The sequence below is a fragment of the Mycoplasma cottewii genome (assembly GCF_024918975.1).
Taxonomy (GTDB): domain Bacteria; phylum Bacillota_I; class Bacilli_A; order Mycoplasmatales; family Mycoplasmataceae; genus Mycoplasma; species Mycoplasma cottewii.
Window position 1 is genome coordinate 315566 of record NZ_CP103424.1, and the last position, 11558, is coordinate 327123.

At 22.3% G+C, this 11558-nt stretch carries 12 protein-coding genes and 1 pseudogene; 7 read left to right on the forward strand and 6 right to left on the reverse strand.

The features are described 5' to 3' along the window. The first annotated feature begins 68 nt into the window (after positions 1 to 68). From NX779_RS01385 to xseB, 6 genes are read left to right on the forward strand one after another with little or no spacing between them, the layout of a single operon-like run. Positions 69 to 818 carry a riboflavin kinase gene (locus NX779_RS01385; RefSeq protein ID WP_259430419.1) on the forward strand — a complete coding sequence of 250 codons (750 nt, stop codon included), beginning with the start codon at positions 69 to 71 and terminating at the stop codon, positions 816 to 818. Continuing rightward, positions 811 to 1683, forward strand: coding sequence for a deoxyribonuclease IV (locus tag NX779_RS01390; RefSeq protein ID WP_259430420.1), 873 nt, complete (start codon positions 811 to 813; stop codon positions 1681 to 1683). The genes NX779_RS01385 and NX779_RS01390 overlap by 8 nt, the downstream gene beginning before the upstream one ends. Positions 1684 to 1734: 51 nt before the next feature. Further along, on the forward strand, positions 1735 to 2772 hold the full coding sequence (locus NX779_RS01395; RefSeq protein ID WP_259430421.1) for a Vmc-like lipoprotein signal peptide domain-containing protein: 1038 nt from the start codon (positions 1735 to 1737) through the stop codon (positions 2770 to 2772). 11 nt (positions 2773 to 2783) lie between these two features. Continuing rightward, positions 2784 to 3185: a transcription antitermination factor NusB gene (nusB, locus tag NX779_RS01400; RefSeq protein ID WP_259430422.1), complete on the forward strand. Its 402-nt coding sequence runs from the start codon at positions 2784 to 2786 to the stop codon at positions 3183 to 3185. 1 nt (position 3186) lies between these two features. Continuing rightward, on the forward strand, positions 3187 to 4593 hold the full coding sequence (gene xseA / locus NX779_RS01405) for an exodeoxyribonuclease VII large subunit (RefSeq protein ID WP_259430423.1): 1407 nt from the start codon (positions 3187 to 3189) through the stop codon (positions 4591 to 4593). Next, the gene (xseB, locus tag NX779_RS01410) at positions 4586 to 4801 is read left to right on the forward strand and encodes an exodeoxyribonuclease VII small subunit (protein WP_004427571.1); all 216 of its coding nucleotides are present in this window, start codon (positions 4586 to 4588) and stop codon (positions 4799 to 4801) included. Before xseA ends, xseB begins: the two co-directional genes overlap by 8 nt. Positions 4802 to 4864: 63 nt before the next feature. On the opposite strand, the gene coaE is transcribed toward xseB, so the two are convergent. The 5 genes from coaE to holA all read right to left on the reverse strand — a co-directional run bounded on the left by coaE (position 4865) and on the right by holA (position 8857). Further along, a complete protein-coding gene (gene coaE / locus NX779_RS01415; RefSeq protein ID WP_259430424.1) occupies positions 4865 to 5428 on the reverse strand; it encodes a dephospho-CoA kinase in 564 nt (187 codons plus the stop codon). Further along, complete coding sequence (locus NX779_RS01420; protein ID WP_259430425.1) at positions 5422 to 5706, reverse strand: hypothetical protein; 285 nt, start codon at positions 5704 to 5706, stop codon at positions 5422 to 5424. The genes coaE and NX779_RS01420 overlap by 7 nt, the downstream gene beginning before the upstream one ends. 44 nt (positions 5707 to 5750) lie before the next feature. Next, on the reverse strand, positions 5751 to 6335 hold the full coding sequence (locus tag NX779_RS01425) for a sigma-70 family RNA polymerase sigma factor (protein ID WP_259430426.1): 585 nt from the start codon (positions 6333 to 6335) through the stop codon (positions 5751 to 5753). A gap of 82 nt (positions 6336 to 6417) precedes the next feature. Then, positions 6418 to 7905 carry a hypothetical protein gene (locus NX779_RS01430; protein ID WP_259430427.1) on the reverse strand — a complete coding sequence of 496 codons (1488 nt, stop codon included), beginning with the start codon at positions 7903 to 7905 and terminating at the stop codon, positions 6418 to 6420. A 1-nt stretch (position 7906) separates the two neighbouring features. Further along, positions 7907 to 8857 carry a DNA polymerase III subunit delta gene (gene holA / locus NX779_RS01435; RefSeq protein ID WP_310795082.1) on the reverse strand — a complete coding sequence of 317 codons (951 nt, stop codon included), beginning with the start codon at positions 8855 to 8857 and terminating at the stop codon, positions 7907 to 7909. A 196-nt stretch (positions 8858 to 9053) separates the two neighbouring features. On the opposite strand from holA, the gene rpsT reads away from it, so the two are divergent. Beyond that, entirely contained in the window at positions 9054 to 9299 is a 246-nt protein-coding gene (gene rpsT, locus NX779_RS01440; RefSeq protein WP_004427565.1) for a 30S ribosomal protein S20, read from the forward strand. Positions 9300 to 9350: 51 nt separating this feature from the next. Here rpsT and NX779_RS04510 read toward each other — a convergent pair. After that, positions 9351 to 11414: pseudogene (locus tag NX779_RS04510) on the reverse strand (ComEC/Rec2 family competence protein). Between the last annotated feature and the right edge of the window lie 144 nt (positions 11415 to 11558).

Consider the following 11558-nt stretch of genomic DNA (forward strand, 5'->3'; position numbering starts at 1 on the left):
AGGACAACAAAAGACTTATAAAAAAAGTCTTTTTATTTTTATTAATCAAAATATCATGAGGTGAGAATATGAATAAAGTTTGTTTATTTGCTGATTCTAAATATCTAACTAAACATTTCTTAGATAAGTTTAATAAAAATGAATTAATTATTTTTACATATACTCAAAATAATGATAATTTTGATTATATTTGTTCAAATCACCAATTAAACTTATTTAAAAATGATGGTTATCAGATTGTTGAAATAGATGATAAAAAAGATTTTAAATCACTAGTTGATCAATTTAATGTAACTGAAATTTATTCTTTAAAAAGTTTTTCAAAATTAGATAAATTAGTTGAAGTTTTTGCTAATACTATAATAGAAGATGATCTTGATTTAATAGCTAAATCAAAAAAATTCTTAATTGAAGCTAATAGTGAAGAATTTAAAAAACTTACAGGATTTAATTATACTTTTTCAGGAATTGTTACATTATGTAATCAACTAGGAAGAACGATCAATTTTCCAACAGCAAATATTTTAACTAATCCAACTCTTAAAATAAAAAGTGGAGTTTATTTAGTTAAATGTATAATAGATGATCATATTGTTAAATACGGAATGGGAGATAATTGAATTAATAGAAATAATTTAATGGTGTTCGAAGCTAATATTTTTGATTTTGATAAAGACATTTATTCTAAAAAAATAACTTTTGAAATATTAAAATATATTAGAGAAAACAAAAAGATTAATAGCTTAGATGAACTTGTAGAATTATTAAAAAATGATAGATCTACTTGCTTAAAGCTATTGGAGGATAATTATGAATAAACCACTTTTAGGAAGTCACGTTAAAATGACAAAGGCTGGTAAATATCTAATCGGAAGTGTTGAAGAAGCTCTATCATATAATGCTAATACTTTTATGATTTTTACTGGACCACCACAAAACAGCAATAGAGTTGATACTAATTTATTAAATATTGATCAAATGCACAATTTATTGAAAAAAAATAATATTAATTCTAAACATTTAGTTGTTCATGGGGCTTATATTATTAATATTGCAAATAGTGTTAATGATAAAACATGAAACTTTGGTGTTGAAATGCTTATCAAAGAAGTTCAACGTTGTGAACAAATTGGAATTGATATTTTAGTTTTACATCCAGGATCTTATACAACAGGAAGTTATCAAAACTCTTTAAGACAAATTGTAAGAGCTTTAGATATGGTAAGTGATCATCAAATGAATGTTAAAATCGCATTAGAAACAATGTCAGGTAAAGGTACTGAAGTTTGTTATAAATTTGATGATTTTAAATACATATTTGAAAACGTTAAAAATCCAGACAAAATCGGAATATGTCTTGATACATGTCATATGAATGATGCTGGGTATGATATTAAAAAATGAGATCAAGTTAAAAAAGAATTAACTAGACATATGAGTTTAGAAAAAGTTTTATGTATACATTTAAATGATTCAAAAAATGCTTTATCATCACATAAAGATAGACATGAAAATATTGGATATGGTTATATTGGATTTGACGCTTTATGTAATGTTGTTTGAGATGAAGATTTTAAAAATGTTCCAAAAATTTTAGAAACTCCATATGTAGATGACAAGTTCGCTCCATATAAAATTGAAATTGAAGATTTAGTTAATAAAAAATTTACAGATAGACTATAAAATATAATTAAATTAAAATTTATATAGTTAATAAAAAAATGAGGTGTAGATATGAAAAAAATGTTAGGTATGTTAAGTGCTATTGGTTTATTAACAACTACTAGTATTGTAACTGTAAGTTGTAATCCAACAAGCCAAGTAATTATTAGTAAATATGAAGGTTTAACTTCAATTAAAAATGAAAGAATTTGACGTTCTTCTGAACCTTTTCTAAGTTTAGAAGAATTAAAAGCTATTGTTTCTTCAGGTGATGAAAATGTTGATCAAGATAATAAAGATAAAGAATATGCAATATCAAGATTAAAAGCTTTAGCAACAAATAATTTTATGCAAAATAAGTTTGAATGTTGAAATGATCTTCAAGATGCTAAATTAAATTTTTACAAACAAGTTCCAGTTTCAATTGTTAATCCATTAGGATATTCAAAAATTACAGAAGAAGATTTTAAAGAAAATTCAGATGCAGATCTTAGATTTATAAAATTTGAATTTGAAAAAACAAAAGATGAAGATAAAAAACAAGTAAGCGCAAAATTAGATCTAAGAACTTTACCAAAATTTACAGGTGAAGTTAAAGAAGGTTCTAATTTAAAACTTCACAATGTAGAAACAGATCCGTTATTACGAAAATGACTTGGTGAAAGTATTGTTAGTATATTTGATAGATATAAACCTTCAATAACTGGTTTTTTATCAAATAAAGGTATAAAAAAATCTGAAGATATTACTAAAGAATTAGAAACAGAAATTAAAGAATCATCAAGATTTAACAGCTTATTAAAATCAATTTCTTCATACTTATCTGATGTAGTTAAATTAGTAAATTCTGAATCAGGAATAATTAAATTTGATAATGAGAAAAAAGAATTTTCATACACACCAAGAAGAGATCACATTTTAAAATTCTTACAAGAAAAACAAAAAGATAAAGTTTTTGAAATCTTAAAACAAATGTTATTTAAAGAAAAAGATCAAATTGACTATATTGAAATTTTAAATGGTTTTGTTTTTGATGAAAAATCTGATCAATCTGAAAATGATAAAACATTAACTACAATAAAAACTAAAGATCAAAAAAATAATGGATAGGAAAATTAAATATGACATCAAAAATTAGTGCTACTGCAAAAAGAAAAATATTAATTCAAGCATTTTATAAGTATCAATTATTAGATGCTAATTTAAACTATATTAAACAAGATATTTTAGATGATGCTCAAGATATCAAAGACCAAGAAGTTTATAATGAAATAGAAAAAATAGCAACTAATACTGATGATATTATTGAATCAATTAAACCTCATTTATCTACAAAATGAAAATGAGAAAGAATCCCATCAGTTATTAGATCTATATTAATTGTTGGAGTTCATGAAATAAAATACACTGATACTCCAAAAGCTGTAACAATTAATGAAATGGTTGAATATACAAAATCTTATGTACCTGATTTTGACTTTAAATTTGTTAATGCCATTTTAGACAAAATAGAAGAAAATTAATATGCAAAAAGTTTTAACAGTCCAAGAGTTAAATCAAAATTTAAAAAACTATTTAGAAAACATTGATTATTTTAAATTAATATATGTTAAAGGTGAGATTAGCAATTTAACCTTAAATAAATCAGGTCATGTATATTTTTCAATAAAAGATGAAAATGCAACTATAAGTTGTATGATATGAAAAAATAACGCACACAAACTTATTCAATTAAATCCTAAAGAAGGTATGCAAATCACTTGTGCAGGAAGAATTACATATTATGTAGTTGGTGGAAAAGTAAATTTTGAAGTTAAAGATGTTCAAATTGAAGGAATCGGTGAACTTCAAAAAATATATGAAGAAAGATTTTTAAAACTAAAACAAGCTGGTTGATTTGATCAAAGTATTAAAAAAAGACTTCCAAATATTGTTCAAAATGTTGGAATAATTACAGCTGATACGGGTGCTGCAATTCATGATTTAGTAACAACAATTCATAGAAGAATGCCTTCAACAAATATATTTTTATTCCCTGCTCAAGTTCAAGGAAATCAATCAGCTCATGATGTTGCTGAAAAGATAAAACAAGCAAATAGTTTTGCAACAAAACTTGATGTGTTAATTGTTGGACGTGGTGGTGGAAGTTATGAAGATCTTTGATCATTTAATGAAATGGAATTACTTCAAGCAATTAAAGATAGTGATATTCCAATTGTTAGTGCTGTAGGTCATGAACCGGATGTAACACTAGCTGATTATGTAGCTGATGTACGTGCTGCAACTCCAACTGCTGCTGGTGAATTGGTAAGTAGAGATATTCAAGAATTAAAAAAACAATTGAAATATCATTTAGATAAACTACGTTTACAAATTGAAAACAGATATGAATTAGAATCAAAAGATTTATTACATTTAAAATCTCAACAAAATAAAGCAGTAGAATTTGCCATTTCAAGTAAAGAGATTTTAATAGAACAATTAGAATATAGTATTCCAGAAAGCATAAAAACCAAAATAAATAACTCTTATAAAGATATTTTAAAATTAAAAGAACTATTAATACAAAATATACAAATAGCTTTTAATAATCAAAATATTAAAATAATAGATTCTACTAATGTATTGAAAAATAAAAGTGTTTATAAATTAGAGCAATATAAAAATAACTTTAATTTCATGACTTCAAACTTTAAATCATTAATTTTACAAAAAATGAAAATTGAAGAATTGAGATTTGAATCAATGGCTAATAAGTTAAACTTACTAAATCCGAAAAAACCTTTAGAAAACGGATATGGTATAGTTACAAATGAAAATGGAATCAAAATAACTTCATATAAGGACGTTAAAACAAATGAGAAAATAAAAGTTTTCTTAATAGATGGTAAATTAGTAGCAAATTTAGAAGAGGTGATTGCAAATGAATAACGAACAAAAATCATATGACGAATTAATGCAAGAAATTCAAGAAGATACAAAGAAAATAAGTAGTAATGATATTTCTTTAGAAGAAGCGATGAAAATTTTTGAAGAAAGTATTCAAAAAATCAAAATAGCTAAAGAAAAATTAACTGAGTACAAAGGAAAAATAACAAAAGTATTAAATGATGGTGAATTAGAAGAATTTAACCAATAAAACAAAATCCCACACAACTATTAAGTGAGGGATTTTTTGTAAAATACTTTATCTTTCATAATTTTAATCAACAATAATTTTATTCTTTTGTATATAAAGTTCTAGTTCATAAAAATATTTGATAGTAATATCACTTTTAGCTTTTTTTAATAATTTAGTTTGTTTTGACCAAATTTTAAAAATGTTAAAAAGACTTACACCATCTCTTTTTTTGACTCTATATGCAGTTTTAAATAAATTAGATTTTACTTTAACTTTAAAATCAATATTAGGAATGTTTAATTTATTTAATAATGCTACTTCAATAATGTAATTTGCATCAGGATCAAAAGAAATTTCTTTATTTATTTCATCGCTAATTATTGGTCATAATAAATCATCTATTTTTTGTCCAAATTCTTTGTTTGAAAATATTTTTTCTCTTAGATACCTTCTATTTATATTATTGTCATTATCTAAAATGTTTTCATCTATCTTTTTTAATTGATTTTTAACTTCTTCTTGTTCTAAACATTTTTTAGCTACAAGATCAGCATTAATTATTTTAAAGTCTGGGTGAAAGTTAATAAATTTATTAGAAATCGTAGTTTTTCCTGAACCTATTTTTCCAAATATACCTATTATCATGAACTACCTCCATACATTTTTCATTGTTTTTCAGCAGAAATCTCAGTTACTGTAACTATTAAATTACTATTTTTTTCAACTACAAAATATATATTTGTATTTGAAGCTGATATGTAATTATACCTACTGTCATGAAAACTTTTTGTAGAATTTCTAATATGATCTAAACATATTTCTTTTACTTCATAATCTTTTTTATCTTTAAGTTTTAAACGTTCTTTTGCTCTTTGTAATCCATGATAACTAAAAGAAAAATTGTGTCTATAATAGTAACTCATAAAATCCACCCTCTACATACTATTATAATTAATAATATGTAGAATTATAATAACGGTGTTGCTAATTCTTGTAAGTCTGATATAGTTTTTCTAAGTATTCTTGTAAATTTATTTCTTGATATATCTAATGTTTCACAAATTTGTGTTTTGCTAACTTCGTTTGCGTACATATAAAAAATGTCTCTTGCCAGAGGTTCTTCTGTTGTTTGAAAATATTTTTCTACAAGATCTTCTCAGCCCATTGTAGATTCAGAATAACTCATTTCTTTAACGTTATCATCTTTTAAATCAGTGTTTTCATTTTTATAAAGACTGTTATTCAGAACTTTGTGCTTGTTATTTATATACTTAACACAAGCATCAGTACATTTTCACGTTACAGCATCAATTACTGATGAAACGAATTTTTTCTTAATGTTTTTTGATTGATACTTTTTTAATAAATCATCAAATGCCATTCAAGCATAACTTTGCATATCTTGAAACTCTAGAGGAACCTTATAAAACTTTGACAATGCTTTTTTAATAGCAAAATTTATCGGGGGCTCTAGTATTTGAAAGAGCTCAATTTTTTCAGTTTCTGTTAGATACTTGAAATCTTTTTTCAGGAAGTGATCTATTGTTTTCATATAATTTTCTCCTTATTTCTATTCATTAATGTATTAGGAAAAAAATTGAAAAATTGCTCTTTTAGACAAAAAAAGATGAAATTTATTCATCTTTTTTACTTTTATTTGATTTTTTATTTTTAATTTTCATTATAAATAACTGAAATTTATTCGGCTGTTTAATTTCTAATTCTTCATTATCATATAATGAAAGATCTATTTCATATGATTCACCGTTCATAATTGCCATAACTGCTTTTTGGTGTTCTATATTAGCTTTTATAATTCTTTCTTTATCTATTTTTGGATTAACAATTAATAACACAACAGCAACAAGTAAAGTAAATATTGTTATAGAAAGACATATTGGAGATAAAATTGTTGCTATATTAATTTTTGAACCATAATTTTTTGTAACTAGTTCTCAGAAGTCATTAAAATTAGCTTTAAATTGATCTTTATTATTTGTAATTAATTGATCAAGTAAGTCTTTTCCTCAACTGGCTTCAATATTTTTTGATGAAATAAATACATATAATGTTCCAGTCACTACTCCAAACATAACTACAAATAGAATTACAGGCATTAATCTCATTCTATATTTTTCTCTATTATTTTGATTTGACTTGAATGTGTAAGAACAAATTAACACAGCAGGAAGAATATATATTAGTACAGCAGGAAGAACATTTAGAAGTGTCATTGTTAATGAACCTGGCACACCTCTATTTTTAAACCCATATAAAGGAATTTTTTTTAAAAGTTTAATTTGACTACTATCTATAAAATTTGTTCAATCATTTGCTTTTAATCTTACTGCATATTCATTTGAACTTATATCTAAAAAACTTAATGATAAAAATAGTAAAGTTGAAATTAATAATAAAGTAGAAATAATAGAAAGAACAGATAAAATTATTTTAAATATCGGCATAAACTTAGGTTTTGAATTGTATGGATAAAACCTAGGATCTTGTATAGGAAGAACTGGAAGTTCTTTATTTTTTAAATTTTCAAACATATTTGGATTAAATTGTTTAAAAATGTCATTAATATCTGATTGTTGAGCTGTTTGATTGTTTTGTTCAACTTCAACATTTTGTTTTTCAGATTGAGATTCAGTTCCACTTTTAATATTTTCTTGTTGTTTTGGTTTATCTTCTTGTTGAAGTCTTTCATCTCATTTACTAATAGTTTCATCATTTAAAACAGATAAACTTTGAATTTCACTAGAAGTTATTTTGTCAGTTTGATCAACTAATTTAGTTTTAGCTACTTTAAACTCTTTAACTATTAATTTAATAATTGCATCAATATCAGAAAACATATCTTGTTCAGTCTTATTATCAAATGCTTCAAATCTTTGTTTTTCTTTTTGATTTGTTATTAAAATAAATGCTTTAGCAAATTGTTTTGCAAAAGTTTCTCCATCAATATTTTGATCATGATTAGCTTCTAGAGTGAAAATATTATTTATTAATGTTAAAAATTTATTTTTAAATTCATTATTTTTATAAATAAAATATTTTAACTTTTCAGTTTTTAATATATTTCTAGCTAAATATATAGTTTGTAAATATAATTCTTGCATTTTATCCTCCCATATTTTTTATAAGTTCGTATTCTACAATAATGTTTTTATCCATTTCAGAAGAAATAATACCTTTAAATATTTTATAGACTATTTTAATTTTATCATTTAGTTGTTTAATATTATATTTATTATTCATTGCTAGTTTCACACGATAAGGATGAGAATTTAACATTGATGATATTTCTTGTTGAGATAAAAATTGTTGTTTTAAAATTAATACATCTCTATAAAAAGTTAAATTAGTTTCTAATAGGCTAATTAAAGCAATAATATCATCATTAATCGAAACATAATCTTTATAAAGTTTTATAAATTTAGAAATATCATTGCTTATAAAAGCATCAACTAACATAAACACATCATCTTGATGATATTTAGCAAAAACATTTTTTATAATATCTAAATTAATTTGACAAGTTAAACTAGCTAATTTATTTAATTCATTAGTAATAGTTTGTAGATCATTTGGTAAATAATTATAAATTTCATTTGCTAATTTATTATCAATTTTTTTATTTTTAGAATTTAGATATTTAATAATATATTCAATAGTTTGATTTTGATCATAAGGTTTTAAATAAATCACATTACAATGTTGTTCAATAAATTTAGCTATTTTTAATTTTTTAGAAAACTTATTAGAATTCATTGCAAAAATAACTATATTATTTGGATTTTTATTTTTAATCATTTCAGTTAGTTTAGTTAGTGAAAAGTTTTTATTAAAACTAGTCTTACTTTCATTTACAAAATATGCTTCAGTAATTACTATAATTGTTTGATCACTAAAAAAACTAAAATTAGTTACATTATCATAAATATCATTAAAATCATCTTCAGTTAAAGAAAAAGTCTTTATTTCACAATTATCTTTATTTTGATTCTTTTTTATAATTTCATCAATTTTTTGATTCATTAAAAAGAAGTCTTCAGAATAAACAAAATACATATCAACCACTCTATTCATTTATATATTTTACAATTTTAATTGCTATAATAATCAAATAATTAATATTTATTTATCTAATAAATTAATTAAGTGATTAAAATATATTATTTTTATATTTAACTTTATTTTAAAATTTGTTATACTTGTATATGTATTTCAAAAATCTATATATTTTATAAAAGGAGTTGAAAAAGAAATGGCAAACATTAAATCTCAGAAAAAACGTGTTTTAACTAACGAAAAATCAAGATTAGCTAACAGAGCTTTTAAATCAGAAATCAAAACTGCTATTAAAAAAGCTTTAGCTGCTAAAAAAGCTAACGATGCTAATAAAGAAGAATTAGTTAAAGCTGCTGTTAGTCTAGTTGATAAAGGTCTTAAAAAAGGAATCTTTAAAGATAACAAGGCTGCTAGAGAAAAATCACGCTTAATGAGCGCTTAATATTTTTCAATCCATTAGATAAATAATTTGACCACCTTTCGGTGGTCTTTTTTATTTTTTAAATCAAAATCTATAAGAACTATAATCAAAAAAGCAATTTCCGATTTTTTCAGTTTCAAAATAAGTAATATTGTATTTAAATAATGTAGTTAAAGTTTCTATATTTGGAAAATTATAAGTTCTTGAGTTAGCTGAAATTAGTCCATATTTAGGGTTTATTAATTTGATAAATTCTTCTGTTGAACTTGATTTTGATCCGTGATGAGCAACTTGCAATATATCAATGGGTTTTAAACTTAATACATATCTAAAATATGCACTATTAACTAAATTAAGTTCGGCTTCTTTTTCAATATCACCTGTAAATAAAATTCTAATGTCTCTGTATTCTAAAATATGAACCAAAGATCTATTATTTTCTGATTTTAAATTATTTCAAAAAAAGTAAAGATTAACTCCTTTAAAAGATTTAATGTGTTCAAAATTATTATAGTCAATTACTTGATCTACTCTAATATGTTTTTGAATAGTCTCTAATCCATTAAAATGATCAGCATGATAATGAGAAATGATAATTAAATCAACTTTATTAATTCCATAATATTTTAAAAATTCATATGGTATTTGTTTTGAAAATCCAGCACCAGTTCCACAATCATTAATAATAGTAATATTTTTATATTTATCGTGAAAAATAAAAGTATTTGCATTTCCAACATTTAACATTGATAAAAATACACCAGGTTTTAACAATCAATTAATTAAATAACAAACTAGTAAAACAAAAAACAATAATATTCAAGTTTTAAAATTTCTAAATTCATACATCATAACAATTAAAACAATTAAATAAACAACTAATAAAAACATAACATTAAAATAACCTAAATTAATATTAAAATTAATCGCTTTTATTCAAGTTAATATTTTATATAAACTATTAGTCAATAAACTAGTATTTATTAATAACCAAATTGGAATTGTAAAATAAATTAAAGCAAATAATGGTCTTAAAAAGATTAAACTAATTTGAGTAACAATACTAAAACTGTAGAATGTATAAATTTGCAGTGGAATAAAATAAAAAGTAAATAAACTTGATCTAGTTATATAGTTTAAAAATTTATTTCTAAACATATTTTCATAAACAAATAAAAAAGCTAAAATCACAAACAACACTGAACTAGAAGTTAAAAAACTTGGTGTTAGTAAAAAACAAATTATTAAACATATAAATCTTTTAAAAATTAATGGTACTTTTTATTTGAAAAAATAAAATACTCACTTACTAAAAAATAAACAACAATACGAAGTGAAGCATAACTAAAATTTGTTAAATAAGATATTAAAAATACAATTACATAAAAAGATATTTTAAACTAATAGTTCATTTATACTTATAGTTTAATTTGTAAAAAACCTAGTAAATAAATGAATATTAAAACTACTTAAAACAAGTAAAAATTCTAAGTTTAAATCAGATAAAACTTTATTTAATTCTGAAGATTTATTATTTTTATCTAATAAAAACATACTAACTAAATTATTTGAATAAATATTTTTACTTAATCACTCACTTGATCTAATTCCATTAGAAATATCATTAATTTTATATTTATCTAATTGATGGTTTACAAATTGTTTATTTAAATAATCAAAAAAATCAAATTGATAATAATTAGTATTTGATTCTAATTTTTTAAATGTTCCAATAATATTTATTTTTTGATCTAAAAGAAATTTATTATCAAAATCAGCTACATAAAACTTAATATTTTTATATTTTAAAATTGCATAATTATTATGTTTACTTACAACTTTAGCTTGTAATTCTTTATTATTTAAAAAACTTAAATCATCATGTTTAAACCATAATTTATAACCTAAAAAAACTAAACAGATCACTATAAAAATTATTAATATTAAATGAAAATTTTTATAATTTAAACTAATTGAAATACTTAAAAATAAAATAGTTAAAATTAAATATTTCAAATCAAAACTACTAATTAAATTACAACAAAAACAGCACGATAATAATAAAAACATTAAAAAGAAATGTTTATTGACTAAATATCGATAAAAATCTATACTAAATAGTTTTAACTTATCCATTCTCTCACCAATAATGTATTAGAAAGAAATTGAAAAATATAACCTTTTAAATTTAAATTTATCTTTAATGATTTTGTAAATAGCACACACAACAAATAAATTCAAGTCTTGCAAAAAAAAAAAAAAATAGAATGTAAGAGAGTA